The organism is Haloarchaeobius caseinilyticus, assembly GCF_051207395.1.
Classification (GTDB): domain Archaea; phylum Halobacteriota; class Halobacteria; order Halobacteriales; family Natrialbaceae; genus Haloarchaeobius.
The window spans coordinates 375,779-399,927 of sequence record NZ_JBPJZC010000003.1 but is presented as its reverse complement, the minus strand read 5'-3'; the positions used below and the strand labels follow the sequence as shown (position 1 = coordinate 399,927).

Genomic DNA, 24,149 nt, shown 5'->3' with positions numbered 1-24,149 from the left:
CCGCTGTTCGGGTTCAGTTCTGTTTTTGGTTGGTCACGCGGTTTGCTCGACCAGCTCCTCGTACAACTCGACCAACTTCCGACCGTCGTGTTCCCAGTTGTACCGGTCTGCGACCGCCTGTTGCCCGTTCTCGGCCAATCTGGCGACTTCGTCCGGATTCGTCCCGAGGTCGGCCAGCGCCGACCCCATCGCCTCGGCGTCGCCTGTGGGGACGACCACGCCAGCATCGGCGTCGTCGACGACACGTTGTAGCGGCGGCACGTCGGTCACGAGGACGGGTTTCCCCATCGCCATGTACTGAAACAGCTTGTGCGGGACCGTCGTGTTCGTGTGCGGCGTATCGGCGTGCGGGACCAGACACACGTCACAGGTCGCGATGTAGTCGGGGAACTCCTCGAAGTCGACCCAGCCGGTGAAGGTGACGCGGTCGGACACTCCGGCCGCGTCGGCGGCCGCTCGAAGCGATTTCTCGTACGGCTCCGACCCGGCACCGACGAGCAGCAGTCGTGCCGCTGGCACCGCTTCGGCCAGTCGCTCCATCGCCGCGACGGCGGTGTCGAGGCCGCGGTGGACGCCGAAGGTCCCGACGTAGCCGACGACGAACTCGTCCTCGTAGCCCGGTTTTGGTTCTGCAGCCGCGGGGTCGAACATGTCGCGGTCGACCGTGTTCGAGACGACGGCCGTCCGATGCGGGAGCGCGGCACAGTCGCGTTGGTAGTGTCGTTCTGCCTCCTCGGTGACGGTCACGACGCGGTCTGCGTCTTTCACGCAACTGCGTTCGATGCGTTTGTACCGCCACGTCGGCTTGCAGAGCCAGCGAAGCGCGAACAGTGGGTCACGGGCGAGCGACGACGGCGAGTGCGGTTTTCGCCACTGGCGGATGGCTTCCGGGTAGTTCTCGTGGAGGTCGGCGACGACCGGGACACCGGTTCGTCGCCCGACTAGTACCCCTTCGCGGACCAGCGGTAGGTCGTGGATGTGGATGGCGTCAGCGTCCATCTCCCGAACGAGGGTCGTCAGTGCGCGTACCCACCGCGGGTGGACGTTGACGAGCATGTTGCCCACGGCACTGGCGTAGCGCCCGGCGAGTTCGAGCCTCGTCTCCGTGTGGAGTCTGACGACTTGCATCCCGTCGACGTGTTCGCGTTCGGGTTCGTCGGGTCGGCCGCGACAGAGCAGCGTCACGTCGTGGCCGGCGGCGACGAGTGACTTCGCTTCCTTCTTGATTCGCACGTCGGGCGGGTAGGTGTGCCCGAGGACCATGCAGACGTGCATCGGTCACGCCACCTCCTCGGAGACGGCCACAGTCATGCGAGTTCGGGCGCTGGTTCCAGTTCGGCCAGCGTTCGGTCGACGATTCGTTCACCTGCTCGGCCGTCGCCGTACAGTTCCGGGTGGCCGCGCATCGACTCGAACACGCCATCGTCGGTCAAGACCGTCGCCAGTCTGTCGCCGACCGTCTCCGGCGTGACGAGTTCGTTCACCCCGGCATCGACCGTCTCTGGTCGTTCGGTGTTCTCCCTGACAGTCAGACACGGCACTTCGAGGATGGCGGCTTCCTCTTGCACACCACCGGAGTCCGTGACGACGACACGCGCGCTCGACAGGAGTTGTAGGAAGTCGAGATAGCCCAGCGGGTCGACGACCCGCAGCGACCCAGACGGCCCGTCCTCCCAGTCGTCGATGGCGTCTCGCGTCCGCGGATGTGCGGGTAAGACGACTGGACAGTCGGCCGTATCGAGCGCCGCGAGAATCGCGTGCAACCGGTCGGTGTCGTCGGTGTTCCCCGGCCGGTGAATCGTCGCGACGGCGTACGATCCGGTGCTGAGGCCGAATTCGTCGAGTATCGTCGAGGCGCGGGTGGCGATGCGTGCGTTCTCCAGACAGGCGTCGACGACCGTGTTGCCGCTGACGAAGACGTTCGTGTCGATGCCCTCTTCTTGGAGGTTCTCCGCTGCCACCTCGGTCGGCGCGAACAGCAGGTCGGACACGCCGTCTGCGAGGACCCGGTTCACCTCTTCGGGCATCGACCAATCGCCGCTCCTGATGCCCGCTTCGACGTGGGCGAACGTCGTCTCGCGCTTACTCGCCGCCAGCGCCGTCGAGAGCACGGCGTTCGTGTCGCCCTGTGCGTACACCACGTCCGGCTCGTACTCGGTGAGCACGTCGTCGATGGCGACCAGCCCGTCGGCGGTCTGTTGGGCGTGTGAACTGCTGCCGATGCCGAGGTTCTCGTCGGGCGCAGCGAGGCCGAGTGTCTCGAAGAACACTCCACTCAACTCCTCGTCGTAGTGCTGGTTCGTGTGAACGAGTGTGCTTCGGACGTCTTCTCGCGCTTCGGCGGCGCGAATCACCGGTGCCATTTTGATTATCTCGGGCCGGGTCCCGACGACGAAGAGAAGATGTCGTCTCTCGGAGTCGCCCGAAATAGAACCGTTCATTGCTACCGCTTTTCAGAGAAGTGGTTTTTATCTTTCCCCAACATGGTTCTGTAAACGGCAGTTCTTACCGGCTCTCGGCCGAGTCCCGGCGTCGATATTCGTTCACGAAGGTGTGAGATACCGTGCGACATAGATTTTTCGTCAGTGGCTACTACGTCGCTCACGTGGTCAGCTGGAACGTGCCGAAAGAGGCATTGGGTGCCCGTCAGTACACGCGGAACATCGGCGAGGTGCCGATGTGGAATATCACGTCGAATTCGAACAGCCCCAGCCGACCGCGACGTCCGCTATCTCACCGAGTGGTCCACCTGTCCCCCGATTTGGTGGTCGCACTCCTGTCCGAGCTGACTGGCGCTGTCTGTATTAGCTCCCACACTGAAGAAAATATCAGCACAAGAGAAACACTTGGCACAGCGGTGTGTTCATGGCGTGAACACTCGAAAGGAGTGGGATAGACGGTCCGAGAACCCAGAATATACGGGGAACACGTCACCACGTGCTCGTCTTGAACACCGTTCATAGTGTGAACTATATACGTCACAGTGACACACGTAATTCACAGAAGTTTTTTGTAATCTGGCGTATGAGATATGCGGGAGTCGCGGGTAGTCGCGTCTCGGATACATATGGATTTGGAACAATTTACACGGGAGAATGCCCCGCAAGAGGGTGGAGACGTATTTCAGCTGGAAAGTTCAAAGATGCTCGACATCAACCTGAACGGGACGGTCATGGCGAAGACCGGCTCGATGGTCGCCTACGAGGGCGACATCTCCTTCGAGAGCAAGTCCGCGGGTGGGCTGAAGGGTATGCTCAAGTCGAAGGCGACCGGTGAAGGCTCGAACCTGATGCAGGCGACCGGCAGCGGTCACCTGTACGTCGCCGACGACGGCAAGGAAGTCCAGATTCTCGAACTCGACGCTGGCGAGGAGATCAGCGTCAACGGCAACGACGTGCTGGCGTTCGAAGAGAGCGTCTCGTGGGACATCAAGACCATCGGTAGCATCGCCGGTGTCTCCAGCGGTGGGATGTTCAACGTGTTCCTCAAGGGGCCTGGCACGGTCGCCATCACGACGCACGGCAAGCCGCTCGTGCTGCCGACGCCGGTGACGACGGACCCCGACGCGACGGTGGCCTGGAGTGCGAACGTCTCGCCGAGCGGGAAGACCGACCGCAACCTCAAGACGTTCATCGGCAAGACCTCTGGCGAGACCTTCCAGCTCCACTTCGGTGGCGAAGGTGGCTTCGTCATCGTCCAGCCGTACGAGGAAGTCGGCCCGCAGCAGTAATCCGGCCGGGTGCTGTCGAGGGGAACGTACCGAACTTTCGTTTTTTTGTGCTACTGGTGGAAGAGCGACCGCGTTGGGGGCCGCATCACCGACGCTCGGGCACGACTTCGATTGTCTCCTGTGGCCGGGTCGTCACGTCGACCGACAGGTCGAGCGTCGTCGGGTCGAGGTCGTCGTCGCGCAGGCCGAAGCGCAGGCGTTGCCCAATCGTGGCGAGCACCAGTTGCCCTTCGACCATCGCGAACCCTTCGCCGATGCACTTGCGCGGACCGCCACCGAACGGGAAGTACGCGAACCGTGGGCGCTCTCGCTGCTCACCCAACCATCGCTCCGGTCGGAACTCCTCGGGGTCGTCCCACCAACGCGGGTCGCGGTGGATGGCCCACTGCACGGGGACGACCACGTCGCCCGGTTCGAAGTCGTACCCGGCGACGCTGACCTCGCGCGTGGCCTCTCTGGGCAACACCGGAATCGGTGGATACAGCCGCATCGCCTCCGTGAACACTGCCTCGGTGAATTCGAGGTCGTCGAGGTCGGCCATCGTCGGTCGGTCGCCGCCGAGCACCGAATCCAGTTCGGTGTGGAACTTCTCCTCGACTTCGGGGTGCGTCGCCAGCGAGAACCACGTGAACGTGAGCGCCGTCGCGGTCGTCTCGTGGCCCGCGAACAGGAGCGTCATCATCTCGTCGCGGATGTCGCCCGGGGGCATCGGTTCGCCCTCGTCGTCGGTCGCAGTGAGCAACAGCGAGAGCATGTTGTCGTCGGGGTTCGCGTCGTCGGTCGACAGCCGCGCCTGCTCGTCGTCGACGAGTCGCTGGACGAACTCTTCGAACGTGTCGATACCCGCGTTGTACCGCCGCCAGAGCGGAATCGGGACCCACTTCGGCACCGTCCGCGCGAGCACCTGATTCGACGGTTCGCCCGGCTTCTCCAAATCCCGAATCGCCTGTCTGATGCCGCGCTCTTCGAACGCCACGTCGGTCCCGAACAGCGACCGCAACAGCGTGTCGAGCGTGAGCATGAGCATCTCCTCTTCGAGGTCGTACGCCTCGCCGGGTTCCCAGCGCGCGAGTCGTTCCTCGGTCTGGTCGACGACGGCAGGCGCGTAGGAAGCTATCTGGTCGCGGAAGAACGCCGGTTGCATTCGCGTGCGCTGGCGTCGCCACCGCTCGCCCTCGCTCAGGATGAGACCGTCGCCGAGGAGCGCGCCGAGTCGGTCGCGCATCAACTCGGCTTTCCCGAAGGCGTCGCCGTTCGTGATGAGCAGGTCGCGGACTGCCTCGGGGTCGGTGACCATCGTCATCTCGCCGAACCCGGCGACCGAGATGGTGACGAAGTCGCCGTACTCGTCGCGCAGTCGCTCGAACAGGGCGGCCTGCTCGCGCGCGAGTTGCACGGTGTTTCCGAGAAGCGGGATGCCGTCGGCACGTGGCGGCCGTGACCGGTTCATGGGCGTAGCTATCGGTCGGAGTAATTAGGTGTGGTGTCTGTGAGTCGTCATTTGGTCGTGCGGAATCGGCGTTTCTGTCGATTTGTCGCTGGTGGTGCTGGTTTCGAGTAGCAATGCACGAATCACGACGCTGTCGTCGTCGGGGTTGCTGGTGGCGAGAAGCAGTTCACGACTGCCGACGGTACATGACCGCAACCACACAGCACCACGTCCACAACCTCCCCATCCGATTCGTCAGTCGTCACTTCGTTCCGACTGACTCATTCCTCGCGCGACTATGGCTCGTGGCCTCGCGCTGGTCGCGCGAGGCACGCTCACCAGCGCGCGCCAGAGTGTCAGTGTCGGCGTCGTCGCCGACCGGTACTCGACGACTGACCCACACAGAAATATACACAAACGTGTGCAGAACGATTTCTGACACCACGATATTCCAGCACCTATTTGTATTTTCCAGCCGACTCCGCGGTCGTATGACTGTCACTATCGTCGGCTCGCAACTCGGCGACGAAGGCAAAGGTGGTGCCGTCGACTTGTTCGGCGAAGCCGCCGACGTCGTCGTCCGCTATCAGGGCGGCGACAACGCTGGCCACACCGTCGTCTTCGGCGACGAGACGTACAAGCTCTCCCTGCTCCCGTCGGGCGTCGTCCGCGGGACGACCGGCGTCATCGGCAACGGCTGTGTCGTCAACCCCGAGACGCTGTTCGACGAACTCGACGCGCTCCGTGAGCGCGGTCTCGACCCCGACCTCTGCGTGGCCGAGCGCGCCCACGTCATCATGCCGTACCACAAAGTGCTGGACGGCATCGAGGAAGCGGACCGCGACGACAACGAAGTCGGGACGACCGGCCGCGGTATCGGCCCGACCTACGAGGACAAGGCTGGCCGCCGCGGGGTCCGAATCGGTGACCTGCTCGACCCCGAAGTCCTCCGAACGCGACTGGAGTACGTCGTCCCGCAGAAGCGCGCCCTCGCCGAGGAAGTCTTCGGCGTCGACGCAGGCGACGCGTTCGACGTGGAGGCCATCTTCGAGACGTACCGAGCCTTCGGCGAGCGACTCGCCGAGGAAGGACTGACCGTCGACGCCGGCGCGTACCTGCAAGACCGAATCGACGACGGCGACGAACTGATGTTCGAGGGTGCACAGGGCACGCTCATCGACATCGACCACGGAAACTACCCGTTCGTCACGTCCTCGAACCCGAGCGCGGGCGCGGCCTGTACCGGCTCCGGCCTCGGCCCGACCGTCGTCGGCGACGGCGATGTCGTCGGCATCGTGAAGGGCTACCTGACCCGCGTCGGCAACGGCCCGCTTCCGACGGAACTGGCCGGTGTCGACGGCCAGACGCCCGACTACGACAGCGATGCAGTCGACTCCGACGACCCGGAGGAAGAACTGGCCACCTACATCCGCGACGAGGGTGGCGAGTACGGCACCGTCACGGGCCGCCCGCGCCGCGTCGGCTGGCTGGACCTGCCGATGCTCCGCCACGCCGCGCGCGTCAGTAGTTTCACCGGCATCGTCGTCGGTCACGTCGACGTACTCGCTGGGCTGGAAGAGGTCAAAATCGGCACCAGCTACCGACTCGACGGCGAGCAAGTCGACACCGTCCCGCCGACGACCGAGGCGTGGGCGCGCTGCGAGGTCGAGTACGAGACCTTCGACGGCTGGCCAGAGGTCGACTGGGATTCGGTCGTCGCCGACGGCTACGAGGCCCTGCCCGAGAACGCACGAACGTATCTGGAGTACGTCGCCGACGAACTCGCGGTCGACCTCTACGCGGTCGGCGTCGGCCCGGGTCGTGAGGAGACCGTCGTGCTGGAGAACCCGCTGGAGTAAGCTGCGACGACTCTCGGTAGCACGACTCGCCCCGCGGGAACCCTTTTCACTCGGTCGACAGAACGAACGCGCATGGTCGACGCCCGCGACTATCACGAACGCTCGAAGCACTCCCCACAGAGCGTCCGCGAGACGGATTTCTCGCTGGACATGTCGAACCGCCCGAACCCGTCGAAGGTGTACGCCGACGTGCCCCGTGTCTCACTCGGGGCGGTCGGCAAGCCAGCAGCGACACCGGCACTTTCGGTTATTGCGACGACGACACCGACGCCCGCAGGGACAGCGGCCGACGAGAACAGCGACATCGACCTCGCGACCCTGTGCCACTACGCGGCTGGCGTGACGAAGACCATCGAAGTCCGCGGCGAGCAAGCCAGTTTCCGGGCCGCCTCCTGTACCGGAAAACTGTACCACATCGACCTCTACGCGGTGACCGGTGACCTCGACGACGCCGACGCCGGTGTGTACCACTACGACCCCGAGTCCGACGAGTTCCACGTCCTCCGCGAAGGCGACTACCGCGGCGTCCTCGCCGCCGCCAGCGGTGGCCAGTCCGGCGTCGCCGACGCGCCCGCGACGCTGGTCGCCACGTCGATGTGGTGGCGAAACGCGTGGAAGTACCGCGAACGAACCTATCGACACGCCTTCTGGGACTCGGGGACCGTCCTCGCGAATCTCCTCGCTGTCGCACACGGCAGCGGCCATCGCGCAGAAGTCGTCACTGGCTTCGCCGACGACCCGGTCGTCGACCTGCTCGGCCTCGACCCCGAAGACGAGGCACCGCTGGAACTCGTCACAATCGGGGCCGGTGATTCCGTACCCGCCGCGCCCGCAGTCGACCACATCGACCCCGCCGTCGAACTCGACTCCGAGCCGGTCGACTACCCGATTCTCCACGACGCGTGGGAGCAGAGCACCCTCTCTGACGGCGACGCCCCGAGCGAGTGGCGCGACCGGTTCACAGACGCCGAACCGGTGGACTTCGGAACACACGAACCGGGCGACGGCGAGACGATTCAGCTGACCCCGGTCGACGCCGATACCGCCTCGGCGCGCCCCATCGGCAACACTATCGAACGACGCGGCTCGCTCCGCGAGTACAGCCACGAATCCATCAGCGACCGCAAACTGGCGACGATTCTGGACCGGGCGCTCGGCGGCGTCCCGATGGACTGCCTCGGCGGCGACGCGCCCGACTCGGTGCTCGATTACTACGTCGTCGCCCACGCCGTCGACGGGATTCCGCCGGGGGCGTACCAGTACCATCCCGAAGCGTCGACGCTCGAATCGGTCGGCTACGTCGACCGCAACACTGCGGGCCACCTCGCGCTCGGGCAAGGCGTCGTCGGCGACGCCGCGGTGAACGTCTACGCGATGGCGGACGTGGACGCCATCGTCGAGCAGGTCGGGAACCGCGGGTATCGCGTCGCGCAGTTGGAAGGCGGTATCGCGCTCGGGCGGCTGTACCTCGCTACCTACGCCCACCGCGCGCTGGGCGGGCGCGGCTTCACGTTCTACGACGACCTCGTGACCGAGCACCTGTCGCCGCGGGCGGCGAACCAGACACCGATGTCGCTGTTCGCGTTCGGCAAACCGGAGAAGTAGGGGAGGGAAAGCAGGCGGCCCGACCGGGTGTGTGAGTGAGTCGGGTTCGGGCCGGCCTGTTCTTGGAGCCGTAACTCCGCCTCAGTCGTCAGCAGGCGCGGCCGACTTCGTCGACAGCGACACCGGTTCCGCGTCGATATCGAGTTCGTCGAGGGCGACCTGTGCGGCCTTCTTCCCGGAGACGAGCATGGCACCGAAGGTCGGACCCATCCGCGGCAGGCCGTAGGCCGTGGCGACGGCCATCCCCGAGGCGACGAGGCCATCGTGGACCAGTCCGGTGTACTCCACGACTTCGTCTTCGCTGCGGCCGACCCACATCGAGTCGTGGCCCGGCGAGTCGTGGCCGGGTGCGCCGTAGGTGTCGTCGCTCGTTTGGTCCATGACCTGTCCACGCTCGCGGGCCGCTTTGATGCCGGGCGCGTCGAGGACGCCGGAAGACTCGTCTTCCGAGCCGCCACTCGCTGCGCTCGCGGCAACGCCGCGCTCGTCGAGTTTGTTGATGGCCATCGCGTCGTGGCCGGTCGAGTCGATGACGAGGTCGGCCTCGACGGCGACCGGGTCGACGCAGGTAATCTCACGCGGGAGGGCGTGGACCGGCGTGTAGTTCATCACGATGCCGGCGACGCGGTGGTCCTCGCGGACGACGATGTCCGTGAACTCGGTCATGTTCTGCATCTTCGCGCCGGCGTCGCAGGCTGCCTTGATGAGCGCGGAGCAGGCGTGTGGGCCGTTCGCCACGTACAGGCCCTCGGCGTCGCGTGCCTCGTGGTTGGACACGTCGAGGTCGTCGAGGATGCCCTGCGCCGGGTCGCGCACGGTAATCTTGTTCATCAGGAAGCCACCGAGCCAGAAGCCGCCGCCGAGGTAGTTGTTCTTCTCGACGACCATGACTTTCACGTCGCGCTCGGCGAGTTCTTTCGCGGCCATCAGGCCCGACGGGCCGCCGCCGACGATGATGACCTCGGCGTCTGTGAAGTCGAGGAACTCCTCGCTCCACTCCTGGCCGATTGCGCGCGTTACGTCTGCTTCGCCAACGTCGCTGAACGAGTCGAAGTCTCGCATACCACCTAGTGTTACCACCAAGTGATTAATACCGTTTTCGGTCAGGCTGCCGAAAGAACGAAGCGAAGGAACGGCGAGGAGAGAACATGGTCAGCGACCGACTCGTCCGGTGGCGACTCGTGCTCGTCGTCGTCGCGGTAACTGTGTGTCTCGTTGCTGTCGGCTCCGTCGCCCAGCGAGTCGCGGCTATCGGTCCGTCCGGTGAGTCGTTCGCACTCGTCCTCGTCGCCGTCTTCGTCGGGACGCTCGTGCTGTTGCTCCCGCTCGTCGTCCTCGGCCTGTACATGAAACCCAGCAAGTGGCACTTCGGGTGGCTCTGAGAAGTCGTGAGGATGCTGCGAGCAGACTTACCCGACAGTCCGAATCATCTCCAACAGGTCGTCCCGGTACGTCCCGGGTTCCGCAACGACCGACGGAGCGAGTTCGTCCAGTCCGTCCACTGGGTACGCCCCGCCCGCCAGTGCGAACGACCCGCCATCGGTCCAGACGGCCAGCCAACCGTCTACCGTGACCACGCTCCCAGTCGCGTGCTCCGAAAGCGGATACTCGGCCGTGTATCGACGCAGTCGCGCACGGTCACCACCCGAAAGCCGCATCCGCTGACTCCGGCCGTCGTCGATGTCGCGAAAGCCGCGCTCGCGGAGGTCGTCGGCGAACGCGCGACGGGCCGACGAGACCACCGTCGGGTACACCGACGCCGTGCCGATGCCGGGCGCGAGCGGCGGCGTGAACGACAGGTCCGTGGTGAAGAAGAAACGCCACGGGAGGTCGAGGTCACCGTCGGTCGCCTCGCAAACCGCGTCTCGGAGTGGCCCGTCTTCGTACAGGCTGGTGTGCCCGACGACTTCGGCCGCGGGCATCCGAAACACCGTCTCACTCGTCTCCTCGACCAGCCGCCAGCCGGCTTCGAGCCGCGTCGCGGGGAGTGCTGCCGGCATCGAACTACACGCCCTTGGTGCCGTCGACGGTGTGGAGGGTGAACGAATCCAGTGCGACGACTGCCCAACTGCCGGCGAGCGAGCCACGCTCGAAGACGTGTTCCGGGACCAGTGGCATCGGGACCGGGGTGAAGCCGTTCTCGCGCATCGCCCGGATGCTCCCGAAGAGACCCACTTCTGAGCCGTCACGGCGGTAGACGTGGAACTGCTTGTCCTCGCCGCGCTCGTACGAGAACGGGAAGGCGTCGGCTCGCGGGCACGACAGCGCGTCCACGTCCGCGAAGACGGCGATTCGCTCGCCATCGCCAGTCAGGACGACTTCTTTGCGGTCACTCCCGGTCCGCCCGTCGAGTTCTGCCTCCTCGGGGTCGACTTCGCGCCAGACGTACTCTCCGGCCTGCGCGAGCGCGTACCGGCCGTTTTCGAGTGGTACCCGGTCCGGACCGTTGAAGAACGTCCGGCAGCGCGTCTCGGTCTCCTGTGCGACGCAGTACGGCGCGTCGAGGACGTGCAAGGCACTGCCGACGGCTGCCTCAGACGGGACGACGAACAACACCGACTGCTCCCGTGCGAGCGCGTTCGCCAGCCGCGGGACGAGCGTCTCGGCGTCGACCGACCCCGCCGCGACCGATTCCACCACTATCGACGTGTCTTCGCGCAGGAGTGCATCGGTGTCGTTCGGTCGTTCTCCGACCGTTCGCCCGCCACCGCCAGGAACCTCGTACCCGGCGCGCCGAAGCACCGCTGCACCGTGGTTTTCGTCAGTCGTGTATCGGACCATGGGAACAGTTAGCACCCGTGGCAGTATGAACGTTCGCCGCTATTCGTTCGGTATCGATTATCGATTGATTCTGTCTTGTCTGTCTCCGTCGTTTCGTGTGTTCGTGTTGCCAAGCAGTTCACTGTTGCCGACGGAAAATAACCGCAGCCACTACCTCCCCAACCGATTGCGGTACTCGCGTCACTTCGCTCCGCTCCGTGACGCTGTGTTCCTCATCCCTCGCGCGACTACAGCCCGTGGACTTCACTTCGTTCAGTCACACGGGCCAGCGCGCGCCAGGGCGAATGAGACGGAATCGACGAACTAGGATAGAGTCTTTCCTCAGTCGAACTTCCCGTTTCGAATCGCCGACTCGGCCTCGTCAAGCGCCGCCTCGCGGTCGAACGACTCGACGATGTCGCGCAGTTCCGCGTCGCTCGCGTCGGCGAGGTCGCGGGCGTGGTCGGTGATGTTCGGGACCGCGCGAAGCACGTTGTCGACGATGGGCACCGTCGCGGTTCGGGGCGAGCGAGAGCCGGGGTTGAGATCGATGACGAGTTCGGTTTTGCCCATCGCGGACAGCGCCTCGGCGCGGTCGCCGTCTTCGAGCGGGACGAGGACCACGTCGGCGTCGTAGATGCCGTCGGCGTCGACCTTCGCGCGCTCGTGGTCGATACCGGGGATGCGCGCGTCGGCGGTCAAGCCCTTTACGTCGGTCGCGCCGTGTTCGCGCATGTGCTCGGCGATGCGTTCGATACGCTCCTCGGTGCGGTTGAACAGGTTCACCTCGATGTCCGCGCCGGTCGCCTCGGCCAGTTCGACCGTCTCACCCGGACAGAGCGCGGCGACGTTCCCGTTGACCGAGATGACAGCGTGGTCTGCGAGCAGGAAGTACGCGGCGGCAGCGCGCTCGGCGGCGTCGGCGCTCTCGATGGTTCGTTCGCCGAGCAGGTAGTCGAAGGCTTCGCCGCGGCCCTGTGCGATGAGGCCCTGTCTACTCGTGATGCCCTTGTCGACCCCTTCCTCGATGCGGTGTCGGGTCAGCAACGAGAGGTAGCGCGGGTGGCTCTCGGGGACCTCGACGTGTTCGCTCATGGTTCCCGGTAGAACCGCACCCGAAAAAATACGTCCGTTTTCCGCTGTCCTCGACCCCCGCCTAGCGACTCACTCCGTGAACGACACCCAGCCCTCAGGCGCGTGTTCTTTCACGAGCGTCATCTCTTTGCGGGCTTCGGGCCGCGTCTCGTGCGGTTCGATGCTCTCGGCGAGGGTTTCGCCACCCTCGTCGACCAGCCGCCAAATCCAGCCGCCCTCCTGCATGTGGAGTTCGAACGCGGCGTCGTCGATTTCGAGGACGCTCGCGGCTCCCACGAGGTCGCGCATGTCCGCGACGGAATCACGGGCAGTCTCACGCGAGTCGAACAGTTCGGCACAGACGGCGGTCGGCTGCTGGTTCGCGTCGAGCAGCCGCCAGCGCCAGTCGTCGCCGTCGCGGAACAGTTCGAACGAGGCGTCGCCGAAGTCGACGCGTCCGGCCTGTGGCGCGAGGCGGCGGAGGCGTTCGACCTCGTCTGCCAGCGACTCCCTACTCGGGTGGTGCGTCGTCCCCTGTGCGAGTACGTCGCGGTCCTCGTCGGAGAGGGTCCAGCGCCAGCCGGACTCCTCACGCGTGAGCCAGATGACCGCTGAGGCGATGGAAAAGACGGGCGCGTCGGCCGCGTTCTGCTGAATCGTGGAGACGACGGACTCTATCGCTCCCTGCGTCTCGGCCGGACTCGCACTCTCGGCGACGAGGGTGCGCTCGCGGTCGAGCAGGCGGAAGCGCCAGTCGTCGTCTTCGCCGACTATCTGCATCGCAAACTTCCCGATGGCGTACGCGTCGGCGGTCGCGGCCACGTCGCGCAGTCGTTCGATGGTCTGTTCGAGGTCGTCACGAGTCGTGTGCGACGCCTCGCCGTCGGCGACGACCGTCCCGTCGACCGTGACGAAACGCCACTGCCAGTCGGCCGCGTCGGTGTACGCCTGCCAGATGGCGTCGGCCATGGTCCGCACGTCGGCCCCGAGGTTGTCACGCAACTTCGAGAGCGCCTGTCGCGCATCGCCGCGCGTGTCGTGCATGCCCGGCCCTTCCGCGACCATGTGACCGGCCTCGTCGATGAGCCGCCAGCCCCACTGGCCGTCTTCGTTACGGAACAGTTCGAACGCGGCAGTATCGATTTCTAACATCTCTGCGTCGGGTGCCTTGTCCTTGAGCGTCATCATCGCGCCCGTCGCGGCCGAGCGCGAATCGTGTTCGGCACCAGAGTCCGCGAGGACGGCACCGTCTTCGTCGATGAGCCGCCAGCGCCACTCGCCGTCGTCGGCCTCGTACACCTGGAACGCGGCCTCCTCGAACTCGATGAGGTCCGCGTCGGCGGCCTGCTCACGCATTCGCTCGATGGCTTCGGTCGCGGCCGCGTCCGACTGGTGGTCGAACGTCGAGTCCGCGAGGACGGTCCGGTCTTCGGTGACCAGCCGCCAGTGCCACGCCGGGTCCGCTTCGGGACCGCTCGCCTCGCCACCGGGGTACACCTCGTACGACGCGCCGTCGATTTCCACGAGGTCGGCCGCGCGTGCCTCGCTCGCGATTGCCCGCGACGAGCGCTCCGCCGCGGCCCGGTCGCCGTGTGCTGCGTTGCTTCGCGCGACGACACTTTCGGTCGCGTCGACCAGTCGCCAGCGCCAGCCTGCGGGCGTCTCGTGCAGTTCGTACGTCGGCGTCCCCGCGACGGTCACGGAGGCGTCGCCGACCGACGGGAGGACGTCTTCGACCGCGGCTTCGGCCGACCGCCGGCTGTCGAAGGCGTCCGTACTCGTGGCGAGCAACTCGTCGTCGCCGTCGACGAAGCGCCAGTCCCACGTGCCGTCGTCGCCCTCGCGGATTTCGACACCGACCGACTCGACCGCGAGCGCGCGAGCGTCGCCGAACTCGCCCGCCACCGCCATGGCGGCCGATTCCGCGTCGTCGTGTTCCGGGAAGTCGTCGACCCCGCGTGCGAGCGGGTTCCGGTCCGCATCGAGCAACTTCCACGTCCAGCGGTTGTGGCGCTCGGTGTAGCTGAACGCCGCGCCGTCGATGTCGAGGATTTCAGCACCCGGACCGTCTTCCTTGACGAAGCTGACCGACTCCTCGGTCGCGTCTCGTTCCGGATATCGCTGGGTTCCCTCTGCGACGACACTCCCGTCGTCACGCATGAGGACCCAGCGCCACTCGCCCTCGTCGCTCTCGTACAGGCGGAACGCCGCCGTCGTGATTTCGAGCAAGCCGGCTTCGTCGATTTGCCCTTTCACCACGTCGATGGCGTTCTCGGCGTCGGGTCGCGTTCCCGCCGTCGCCTCGCTGCTGGCGAGTGCGTCTTGCTGGATGATGCGCCACGTCCAGTCGCCCACTTTGTTGCGGAACACCGCGAACAGCGCGCCCCGCATCGCCTCGCCCACCATGACCGGGGGTTGCTCGCCGTAGCCTTCTTCCTCGACGAACATCCCCTTCCGGCCGGTCAGGACGGGCACCAGTGCCGTCACACCGGCCAGAATCGCGTTGCCGGTCACGTACGTCGCGATGACCATCGGACTCTGGTCGACGACACCGTCCGGCCCCCAGTTCCTGGGGTAGACGGTCGTGAAGAGGACGACGCCGACCAGAGCGATGGCCAATCCTACGACCGATGCCTGTATCGCTCGCCTGCGTACTGGTAACAGCAACACGATACCGAACAGGCCGAGCGAGAGGCCGACCGCAGCGATAGACCAGGCCACCTCCTGCAGCACGAATTGGTCGCCCGCCATCATCCCCGGGACGAGCAGATAGAAGAGAACACCGCCGATTCCCACGAGATAGCCGGCGATGAATATCCAGTAGCCGTACACTTCTCGCGTCGATTCAGGTTCACCCACGTAGCGTTCGTACAACCCAAACAGTGTGTTGCGAACGTCAGTATGCGTCGATATGCCCACAGCCCCATCTATCTCCGATTTATAATAAATCCTTCAACGGCAACTGTGCCTAATTTTACGAAAATAAAACGTACAATTACGCAAGACAGTATAGGTGTTGTGGCCATTTCGTCTTGCGGTTTCCGCTAATAAATTATTTTATAATAGTTGTTTGTCTAGTCTCTCGAACAGGTGTTACTCCGCCACAGACTCGGAAAACAGACTGGTAGCAGGGTTCAGGGCCGCGCTGGCAAGGACTGGATGCTTCCCGTCCCCGTGGCGACGACGACTCGATCTCCCACCCCTTCGATTGCGAAGGACTGGGCACCGCGAAGGTGCGCACGCAGGTCGCCCGACGCCGCGTCGACGGCGTACAGCCTGTACCCCTGGTCGCCGAACGCTTCGACGACGACCGTGTCGGCCGTGGCTGCCGCGGGCCACGCGTTCTGGTACGGTGGGTCGATCGTCCACTTCGCGTGCCCGTCGGCGTTCGCGTAGGCAGTCACGGCGTCCGCAGCCATGCCAGAGCTCGAGTACAGTGTCTCGCCGGACGGACTCGTCACGAAGTCACCGCCGTAGGCGTCGGCCTGCCACCGAATCGTCCCGCCCGCGCCGACTGCACTGAGGCTCGGCCTGTCGATGTACAACACGTCGTCGACCGCGAGCGAGTGGTAGCCGCCAGCCTCGTGCGACCACCGCTCGCTTCCGTCAGGCGCGAACCCGGCGATTCGATTGCCCGCCTCGCTCCGCTGGAGGAGGTATCGCCCACCCGACGCGACCGCGAGCGTAGTGTTCCCTGATGGCAGCTCGCGGTCGCCCTGCTTCTTGCCGTCGTGACCGAACGCGAGTAACCGGTCGTCGGCGACGAAGTAGACACCCTCGTCGTCCACACCAACCATCGAGTCGGCCGCAGTAACCGTCTTTTCCCACCGTACTTCTCCGGAATCGGCATCGACTGCGAGCACACTCGTCGGGCGGGGGTCCGGCTGGTCTTCTGAGTGTTCGGGCACGAAGAACTCGGTCGACTGGACGAAGACGGTTCCCTGGAAGACACCGACGACACCGAGCAGTTGGTCTCGTTCGAGCGTCCACCGCCGTTCACCCGTGTCACGCGCCATCGCGTGCAACGTCGTCCACTCGTGTCGGTCCGCGTTTCCGTTGACGCTGTACACCGACTCTTCGGTCAGCGTGACGCCCCACTGGTCGTCTCCCTCGTTGTGGCGCACGTACGAGTACTCGACGGCTTCGCCCTCGTGTTCGGTCTGCCACAGCACCGTTCCGTCAGCGGGGTCGACTGCCGCGGTCGCGGATGAATTGTCGCCACTACCATCGTCGCTCAGCGTGACGTACAGTGTTCCTTCGAACGGGTCGACGCCGAGCGCGTTGTCGTAGTTCCAGCCCTGTATCCACTGGTACTCCCAGCCCGGGACCGTCTCATCGTCGGTATCCGCCGTCGACTCGTCTGTCGAGCGGGAGGTGGTCGTTCCTTCGGACGTCGGTGGAGAAGTCGTTCCCTCGGATGTCGACGGGGTAGTCGTTCCTGTCCCTGACCCGGAATCGTCTCCAGAGAGACAGCCAGCGACACCTGAGAGGAAGACACCGCTCGCCGCGAGGACTGCTCGACGGTCATACATACATCGAATCTCTGACCAGTCCGGTATAAGCTTTCAGCTGACTGAAAATCTCACTTCAGCATCGCACCGGCCGGGTGCGTCCCACAGACCGACGCGTCGTACCCGGCATCCGAGAGGCCGGTGCCGAGTGCGAACACCGTCTCGCCGAGCATCGCCATCGACGCCTGCCCGCCCGCGTCGATGACGTCTTCGACCACGCGAGTCACCTCCGGCGTCAACAGGTCCGCTTCGCGGGCGAACCGGCGCGACGCGTAGATGAAACTCGTGAGCGTCGGCTCTTTCACGACTCGCGAGAGTGCCCGTTTGCCCGCCTCTTCGAGCAGGTCAGTGTCCCCCGCGAGAACCTCCGCCGTCGAGAGCTGCCCGAGGTTGAGGTACTCGATGCGCGCGCGGGCGGGAATCGCGTCGAGCAGATTGTGTCCCGGCGCGCCCGGTTCGAGGCGAATCGGGACGCCACCGCGGGCCTGGGCGACCACGTCGCCGAGGCCGGTGCCAGCCTGTACCTCCGCACCGTGCGCGATGGTCACGAGTTCGTTCTCGGAGAGCTTTCGGTCGAACAGTCGATTCGTCGCCAGCGCGGTGCCGAGTGCCATCGCGCCGGAGACACCGAAGCCTGCCCCGAGCGGGAGCGGCGTCTCCGCCTCGACGACCGCACCGGCGTCCAGCGTCCGCAGGACGTTCTCCACGGAGTCGACCGTGAGTTCCTCGCCGTTCAGCAGCATCCGCGGCTCCTCGCTCGGCGTGACGGTCACCTCGACCCCGTCGGTGAGTGTGAGACCGGCCCCCCGAGAGCCCGCCTTCGTCGGGTCGTCGTCCGGGTGCGGGCTGAAAAATCCCGTGATGTGGCCCGGCACGAACGCACGCGCGCTGTCGCTCATACTCAGAGCGTCGGCGACCGCGTCGTTAAATCGTTATCATCTATTCCGCGAGTCGGACGTGCGGGTTCGGGTGCTGGTCCGCGTCTTCCGCCAGGACGCCCTCGGCGCGTAACCTCTCGATGCGCGCCTGTGCCTCGTCGGGGTCGACGCCGCCGATGACGGCCATCGCATCGAGCAGGAAATCCTGCGGCACGCCACGGCCAGCCCCGCCCATCGACGTCCGGGCGTCGTCGTCGCCCCGCCCCGCTGTCAACACCTCGACGTAGAGTCGGACGTCCGTCTCGCCACCGAGTCGTTCGTGCCACTGCTTCGGGAAGACGCTCACCCGGCCGTCGCCGACGCGATAGTACCCGTCGCCGACCCACGACTCGTCACTGTTCAGTCGCTCTTCGACGAGCTCTTCGAACTCGTTCGGGTCGAACGGCACGTCCGGGCCACCGGCCATCTCGTCACGGACCGCTGTGACGTACGCGTGCAGCGTCTCGCGCGTGATACCCGGTCGTTCGGTGTCGTGGCGTCGTTCGACCATCGTCACGAGTTCGCGAGCGAGCAGACTTCGGCCACGTTCTGCTGCCTCCTCGATTACAGGTTGCTGGAGTGTGACCATCGGTCCAACCTCGGTCCTGCTGACAGTTGAACGACCTGCCAACGTGTTTGGCTGTCGCTGGGGTCGTCGAGTCGGCGTCGAAAAAATCGTGTCGCGGTTGGTCGTCTCGCGGGCTCCCACGCCCAGAAACAGCGCACTCCATCGCTCACGGCTCCTGCGGTCGCCGTTCGTGAATCCGAGGTCGCTGCGCGACCTCGCGCCCTACGGCGACAGACGCTGTCTGTCTCGCGGGAACAGCACAGCCTCCCGAATGTTGTCGAGTCCGAGCATCGTCATGATGAGACGCTCGCCACCGAGGCCCCAGCCAGCGTGCGGCGGCATGCCGTACTTGAACATCTTCGTGTAGTACTCGAACTCGTCGGGGTCGAGACCCTGCTGTTCGAAGCCGGCGACGAGTTCCTCGTAGCGGTGTTCGCGCTGGCCGCCAGAGACGAGTTCCATGCGCGGGTGCATGAGGTCGAAGCCGGTCGAGGTCTCGGGGTCCTCGTCGAGGTCCTTGATGTAGAACGGCTTGATTTCGCTGGGCCAGTTCGTGATGAAGTAGTGCTGGCCGACGTCCTCGCCGAGCGCGCGCTCGGCTTCGGTCGAGAGGTCGTCGCCGTAGACGAGCATCTCGTCGAGTTCGCCGGTCGCGTTGACACGCTCGATGGCCTCCTCGTAGGTGAGACGCGGGAAGTCGCCGTCCGGCACGTCGAACTCGTCTTCGAGGCCGAGCAGTTCGAGTTCCTTCGCGCAGTTCTCGGAGACTGCCTCGTAGGCTGCCTTGACGAGCCCTTCGACCACGTCCATCGCCTCGGTGTGGTCGTGGAACGCGCCCTCGAAGTCGATGGAGGTCGCCTCGTTCAGGTGGCGGGGCGTGTTGTGTTCCTCGGCGCGGAAGATGGGGCCGATTTCGAAGACCTTCTCCAGGCCGGAGCCAGCCATCAGCTGCTTGAACAGCTGCGGCGACTGGTTCATGAACGCCTCTTCACCGAAGTAGGAGATGGGGAAGAGTTCGGTGCCGCCTTCGGTACCCGTGGCGACGATCTTCGGCGTGTTGATCTCCGTACAGCCGACGGTGCGGAAGTGCTCGCGGACCGCGCGAAGGACCTCCGAACGAATCTCGAAGATGGCCTTCACGTCGGGCTTACGCAGGTCGAGCGTGCGGTTGTTCAGACGGGTCGGGAGTTCGGCGTCGACCTTGCCGGACGGGTCGAGGGGAAGCTGCGGGTCGGCCGGGGCGATGACCTCGAACGATTCGGGAACGAGTTCGAAGCCGGTCGGCGCGCGGGGTTCTTCTTTGACAGCGCCGGAGACTTTGACGACAGACTCGCGCGAGGCGTCGAGACCTGCCTCGACGAGGTCTTCGTCCATCTCGTCTTTCTCCAGTTTGACCTGCAGCTTGCCTGTCTTGTCCCGCACGATGAGGAACGCGATGCCACCGAGGTCGCGGACTTCGTGGACCCAGCCAGCGACGGTCGCTTCCGTCCCTGCTTCCACGTCCGCTGTGTACGTTCTGTTCTCCATGTCGATTGCTTTCCGAGGCTCGGTCTTAAATGACTTCGTTTCGTGCGAGCACACCCACCGAAGGTATTTACGCCTCCTTCTGCCGTGCTGTCTCGGTCAGTAGTCGTCGAGGTGTTCGTCGAGTAACTGGCCGACGCCGCGGCGAATCCGCTCGGATACGGCCTGGCCGCTGATGCCGAGGGTTTCGCCCACGTCCTGTAAGTTCGCCCGGCGAGGAATGTCGAAGTAGCCGAGATTCAGCGCGATTGTCAGTGCCTCGTGCTGGCCATCCGTGAGCGTCTCCGTGGGCAGCGGTTCGTCCCTCGGCCCGTCGCGTACCCAGTGAATACGAAACCGTGTCTCCGTGTTCTGCAAGCAGTTTCGGGTCACGACGAGTGCTTTGCGCTCCGGGAACCGGAGTCGAAACGTCCACCAGCCGCGGGCGTACGACCCGTCGAGCAACTGTCCGCGCAGTCGCACCCAGACGGGGTGGAGCCGAACCTGCGCTTCCGCCGTCGTGACGTACTGGAACAGGGCCGCATCGTCCGAGACACCGAGTCGCTGCACGTCGGTGACGGTGGGGTCGTCGTCCATCGTTTCCGCGAACGTCGTGCTATCGACTTCGGACACCCAGACGGCGACGTTCCGGTGTCCGTCGTCTCTCGCGGCGATGTGGTCGATACGGATTCGTGCGGCCGGCAGGGCTGCGACCGTGTCACCAAGCACGAGTTGGTCCGGAGAAAGCGAGAACTCGGTGACGATAGTCATGATTGCAATATCGTCGTGGAAACACTAATGTCCTGCCGTTATCTTCGGAATCGAAGACAGTTCTATAAACGGTCCGTTGCCCGCCTATGCGGCGTCGTTTGCCGCCTCGACCGTCTCTGCGACGGCGCCGACACCTTCGTCGTGGACGAGGTCGCCGACGACGATGACGTCCGACAGTTCGGCCATCTCGTAGGCGCTGTCGTAGTCGTGGATACCGCCGCCGTAGAACATCGTCGCCTCCTCCAGTGCGTCGTGGGCGGCCGTCACCATCTCGGGGTCACCCATCGTGCCGGAGTATTCGAGGTAGATGATCTCCTGCCCGAACATCTGCTCTGCGACTTCGGCGTACGCAGCCACGTCGTCCGGGTTCAGGTCACAGTCCGCTTCCGTGTACTCGGCGACGCTCGCGTCGTCGTTGAGCACGATGTACGCCTCGGTCGTGGTCCGCGCCCAGTCGAGGTCCGCCAGTCGGAGCCACTCCTTGTGGGCACCCGTCACCCAGAACACGTCGCCCGCGTTGAACACCGTGGGGACGAGGTAGCCGTCGAGTTGGTCGGTGTCGACCACCACGTTCGGCATACTCGGTTCCTGATACAGCGGGACGCCGTGGCCCGCGCACTCGTCGATGAACTCTGCGACTTTGTCCTCGGTCATGCCGAGCGTCCCACCGATTTCGATGGCGTCGGTCCCCGTCGCACACACGTCCTCGAACGTGACCCCGTCTGGTAGTTCCTTGTCTGGGTCGAGTTTGAGGATGTGATTCCAGTCCTCCCACGGTCGCTTCATACGGATGCGAACCTCTCCGTCGGCTAAAGTCCCTTCGATACGTCTAATAGCGGATTCAGGTCGCCTGCTCGACTGCCGTGCGTAGAAAAATCGCGAGACGAATCGCAGGTTCAGGCTTTCGCCTGCCAGCCGCGAACCCGGTCCGCACTGACACCTTCGACTTTACCGGCCACATCGTCGGCGTCGGCGCTCTTCAGGTCGTCGAGGCTCTCGATGCCGGCCGCTTTGAGCTTCTCGGCGGTCTTCGTGCCGATGCCCTCGACGGCTTCGAGGTCGGTGCCCGAATCGCTCTCTCTGGCCTGATACTCGCGGTAGTTGCAGATGGGACAGCCGAGTTCCCACGGGTCGCGGTCGGAGTCCTCGTACTCGACGTGGACGTGGAACGCGCCGTGTTCGTCGCAGACTTCGTCCTCGATGACGACGACGTTTCCACGCCGGGGCAGCGGGACGGAGTACTCACAGTCGGGGTAGCGCGAACAGCCGACGAGTCGGGAGCCGTTCCGGAGCGTCTTGATTCGCAACTCGCCGTCGTCGTGCTCTTCACCACACTCGGGACACTCGCCGACCTTCGGGCCTTCACCGGCCGCGTCGGCCTTGCACATCGGACAGCCGTGAACGAACGTCTGGCGACCGGCGAGCATCTTCACTTGGTGCATGTCGTGCTCCTCGCAACTGTCGTCCATGATGAGGGGCTTGCCCGTGTTCGGTAGCGGGAGCGTGAACTCACAGTCCGGGTAACCGTCGCAGCCGATGAAGTACGACCCGCGCCGAGACCGGCGGACGAGCAGGTCGTCGCCGGATTCGGGACACGGTCCGACCGTCTTGTCCGCCTTGAGGCTCTTCTGGAGCTGGTCGCCGATCTCCTCGCGCGAGTCGCGCAACTGGGCGAACACCTCTTCGAGCATCTCGCGGGACTCGTCGGTCACGTCTTCGAGCGAGGCCTCACCCGCTGCGATGCGGTCCATGTCCTGCTCCAGTTGGGCCGTCATCTGCTCGGAGACGATGCGGTCCGCGTAGTTCTCGGCGGCTTCGACGACCGCCGCCGCGAGCCGGGTCGGCTGTGGCGGGTCGCTCTCGACGTAACCACGGTCGTACAGCTTTTCGAGGGTCTCGTGGCGCGTCGCTTTCGTCCCGATGCCCATCTTCTCCATCGTCTCGATGAGCCGCGACTGGCCGTACCGCCGCGGTGGCTGGGTCTGTTTGGCCTCGAACCGCACGTCGGTGACGGCGAGTTCTTCGCCCTCGGTGACGTCCGGGACGTGGTTCTCGGACGTGTTGTAGTACGGATAGACCGCGTGGTAGCCCGCTTCGACGAGTCGTTTGCCGTTCGCCTTCAGCAGGTGGTCGCCGACTTCCGAGACGACTTTGAGGTGTTCCCAGACCGCGGGTTCGGCGACCGTCGCGTAGAAGCGCCGGACCACGAGTTCGTACACCTCCCACTCGTCCTCGTCCACGTCGCCGCCGGGCACGGGAATCTCACCGGTCGGGTGGATGGGCGGGTGGTCGGTCGTCTCCTTCTCGCCACGGGTCGGTTCGATGTCCTCGATTTCGAGGAGTTCCTCGGCGGATTCACCGAGTTCCGAGTGCCCGACGAACTCGTCGAGCAGTTCCTCGGGCTCTAAGTCGTCCGGGTAGACCGTGTTGTCCGTTCTTGGGTAGGTAATGAACCCGGCTGTGTACAAGTCCTCGGCGATGCTCATTGCTCGCTTGGCAGAGTAGCCGAGCGAACTCGCCGCTCGGATGAATTGCGTGGTGTTGAACGGGGCCGGGGGCGTGTCGGTCCGGGTGCGCCGGTCCACGTCCGTGACCGTCGCACTCGTCGCGTCCTGCAGGTCGGCGAAGACGGCCTCAGCCGTCTCCTCGTCCCAGACGCGTTCGGCCTCGTTCCCGTCCTCGTCGAGGAAGTAGTACTGGGACTCGAACTCCTCGGCCTCGTCGCCCTGGCCTTTCTGGAGGTCGGCGAACATCTCCCAGTAGTCCTCGGGGTCGAACGCCTCGATTTCGCGCTCGCGGTCGACGATGAGCTTCAGCGTCGGCGACTGCACGCGCCCGACCGAGATGAAGTCCTCGCCGAGTTGTCTCGCAGCGAGCGAGAGGTAGCGTGTCAGCGCCGCCCCCCACACGAGGTCGATTATCTGGCGGGCCTCACCCGCCGCGGCAAGGTCGAAGTCGAGGTCGTCCGGGTTGTCGAACGCCTCGGTCACCTCACGCTGCGTGATGGAGGAGAAACGAACCCGGTCGATGGGCACGTCGTCGTTCACCTCACGGACGAGTTCGTAGGCTTCCTTCCCGATGAGTTCACCCTCGCGGTCGTAGTCAGTCGCGATGGTGACACGGTTCGCCTTCCGAGAGAGCAGGCGCAGCGTGGCGACGATGTTCTCTTTCGTCGGCGTCTTCTGGATGCTCGCGTCGATGAGTTCGTGCGGTTCCACGTCGCGCCAGTCGTTGTACTCCGGCGGGAAGTCCACGCCGACGACGTGGCCAGATAGACCCACGCAGCGTTTACCGCCCCACTTGTACACGTTCACGCCGTTCTTGCGCTCCGTGTCCATGGACTCGCCACTCAGAATCTCCGCGATTCGTCGTGCGGCGTTGTCCTTCTCTGTGATTATCAGTTCCATACCCCACCTCCGGCT

19 protein-coding genes are annotated in these 24,149 nt (G+C 65.0%); 4 read left to right on the top strand and 15 right to left on the bottom strand.

Annotated elements, in window-relative coordinates; translation table 11 throughout:
* Window positions 1-33: 33 nt before the first annotated feature.
* Window positions 34-1,275 carry a glycosyltransferase family 4 protein gene (locus tag ACSC1P_RS14575; RefSeq protein WP_435360921.1) on the bottom strand — a complete coding sequence of 414 codons (1,242 nt, stop codon included), beginning with the start codon at window positions 1,273-1,275 and terminating at the stop codon, window positions 34-36.
* A 32-nt stretch (window positions 1,276-1,307) separates the two neighbouring features.
* Entirely contained in the window at window positions 1,308-2,441 is a 1,134-nt protein-coding gene (gene wecB, locus ACSC1P_RS14570) for a non-hydrolyzing UDP-N-acetylglucosamine 2-epimerase (RefSeq protein ID WP_435360920.1), read from the bottom strand.
* 626 nt (window positions 2,442-3,067) lie between these two features.
* Here wecB and ACSC1P_RS14565 point away from each other — a divergent pair.
* Window positions 3,068-3,730: an AIM24 family protein gene (locus ACSC1P_RS14565; protein WP_435360919.1), complete on the top strand. Its 663-nt coding sequence runs from the start codon at window positions 3,068-3,070 to the stop codon at window positions 3,728-3,730.
* 85 nt (window positions 3,731-3,815) lie between these two features.
* Here the strand turns inward: ACSC1P_RS14565 and ACSC1P_RS14560 are convergent, their stop codons facing one another.
* Window positions 3,816-5,180 carry a cytochrome P450 gene (locus tag ACSC1P_RS14560; RefSeq protein WP_435360918.1) on the bottom strand — a complete coding sequence of 455 codons (1,365 nt, stop codon included), beginning with the start codon at window positions 5,178-5,180 and terminating at the stop codon, window positions 3,816-3,818.
* A 470-nt stretch (window positions 5,181-5,650) separates the two neighbouring features.
* Here ACSC1P_RS14560 and ACSC1P_RS14555 point away from each other — a divergent pair, with 470 nt between their 5' ends.
* The gene (locus ACSC1P_RS14555) at window positions 5,651-7,018 is read left to right on the top strand and encodes an adenylosuccinate synthase (RefSeq protein ID WP_435360917.1); all 1,368 of its coding nucleotides are present in this window, start codon (window positions 5,651-5,653) and stop codon (window positions 7,016-7,018) included.
* Between the two features lie 72 nt (window positions 7,019-7,090).
* Window positions 7,091-8,623 carry a SagB family peptide dehydrogenase gene (locus ACSC1P_RS14550; RefSeq protein WP_435360916.1) on the top strand — a complete coding sequence of 511 codons (1,533 nt, stop codon included), beginning with the start codon at window positions 7,091-7,093 and terminating at the stop codon, window positions 8,621-8,623.
* Window positions 8,624-8,704: 81 nt separating this feature from the next.
* On the opposite strand, the gene ACSC1P_RS14545 is transcribed toward ACSC1P_RS14550, so the two are convergent.
* Complete coding sequence (locus tag ACSC1P_RS14545; RefSeq protein ID WP_435360915.1) at window positions 8,705-9,685, bottom strand: sulfide-dependent adenosine diphosphate thiazole synthase; 981 nt, start codon at window positions 9,683-9,685, stop codon at window positions 8,705-8,707.
* An 86-nt stretch (window positions 9,686-9,771) separates the two neighbouring features.
* On the opposite strand from ACSC1P_RS14545, the gene ACSC1P_RS14540 reads away from it, so the two are divergent.
* On the top strand, window positions 9,772-10,005 hold the full coding sequence (locus ACSC1P_RS14540) for a hypothetical protein (RefSeq protein ID WP_435360914.1): 234 nt from the start codon (window positions 9,772-9,774) through the stop codon (window positions 10,003-10,005).
* 27 nt (window positions 10,006-10,032) lie between these two features.
* On the opposite strand, the gene ACSC1P_RS14535 is transcribed toward ACSC1P_RS14540, so the two are convergent.
* From ACSC1P_RS14535 to ACSC1P_RS14485, 11 genes are all read right to left on the bottom strand, one after another.
* Complete coding sequence (locus tag ACSC1P_RS14535; protein WP_435360913.1) at window positions 10,033-10,623, bottom strand: DUF6517 family protein; 591 nt, start codon at window positions 10,621-10,623, stop codon at window positions 10,033-10,035.
* A gap of 4 nt (window positions 10,624-10,627) precedes the next feature.
* Window positions 10,628-11,404: a hypothetical protein gene (locus ACSC1P_RS14530; protein ID WP_435360912.1), complete on the bottom strand. Its 777-nt coding sequence runs from the start codon at window positions 11,402-11,404 to the stop codon at window positions 10,628-10,630.
* Window positions 11,405-11,725: 321 nt separating this feature from the next.
* Window positions 11,726-12,478: a 4-phosphopantoate--beta-alanine ligase gene (locus ACSC1P_RS14525; RefSeq protein WP_435360911.1), complete on the bottom strand. Its 753-nt coding sequence runs from the start codon at window positions 12,476-12,478 to the stop codon at window positions 11,726-11,728.
* A 69-nt stretch (window positions 12,479-12,547) separates the two neighbouring features.
* Window positions 12,548-15,376, bottom strand: a complete 2,829-nt coding sequence (locus tag ACSC1P_RS14520) for a DUF1508 domain-containing protein (protein WP_435360910.1) — start codon at window positions 15,374-15,376, stop codon at window positions 12,548-12,550.
* Window positions 15,377-15,591: 215 nt separating this feature from the next.
* Window positions 15,592-16,989, bottom strand: a complete 1,398-nt coding sequence (locus ACSC1P_RS14515) for an outer membrane protein assembly factor BamB family protein (RefSeq protein WP_435360909.1) — start codon at window positions 16,987-16,989, stop codon at window positions 15,592-15,594.
* Between the two features lie 50 nt (window positions 16,990-17,039).
* Entirely contained in the window at window positions 17,040-17,867 is an 828-nt protein-coding gene (locus tag ACSC1P_RS14510) for a pantoate kinase (protein ID WP_435360908.1), read from the bottom strand.
* A 40-nt stretch (window positions 17,868-17,907) separates the two neighbouring features.
* On the bottom strand, window positions 17,908-18,474 hold the full coding sequence (locus ACSC1P_RS14505) for a hypothetical protein (protein WP_435360907.1): 567 nt from the start codon (window positions 18,472-18,474) through the stop codon (window positions 17,908-17,910).
* Window positions 18,475-18,675: 201 nt separating this feature from the next.
* Window positions 18,676-19,980: an aspartate--tRNA(Asn) ligase gene (gene aspS, locus ACSC1P_RS14500; protein ID WP_435360906.1), complete on the bottom strand. Its 1,305-nt coding sequence runs from the start codon at window positions 19,978-19,980 to the stop codon at window positions 18,676-18,678.
* Between the two features lie 96 nt (window positions 19,981-20,076).
* Window positions 20,077-20,727: a helix-turn-helix domain-containing protein gene (locus ACSC1P_RS14495; RefSeq protein ID WP_435360905.1), complete on the bottom strand. Its 651-nt coding sequence runs from the start codon at window positions 20,725-20,727 to the stop codon at window positions 20,077-20,079.
* A gap of 84 nt (window positions 20,728-20,811) precedes the next feature.
* Window positions 20,812-21,513, bottom strand: coding sequence for a phosphoglycerol geranylgeranyltransferase (locus ACSC1P_RS14490; protein WP_435360904.1), 702 nt, complete (start codon window positions 21,511-21,513; stop codon window positions 20,812-20,814).
* Window positions 21,514-21,623: 110 nt separating this feature from the next.
* Window positions 21,624-24,134, bottom strand: coding sequence for a DNA topoisomerase I (locus tag ACSC1P_RS14485; protein WP_435360903.1), 2,511 nt, complete (start codon window positions 24,132-24,134; stop codon window positions 21,624-21,626).
* Between the last annotated feature and the right edge of the window lie 15 nt (window positions 24,135-24,149).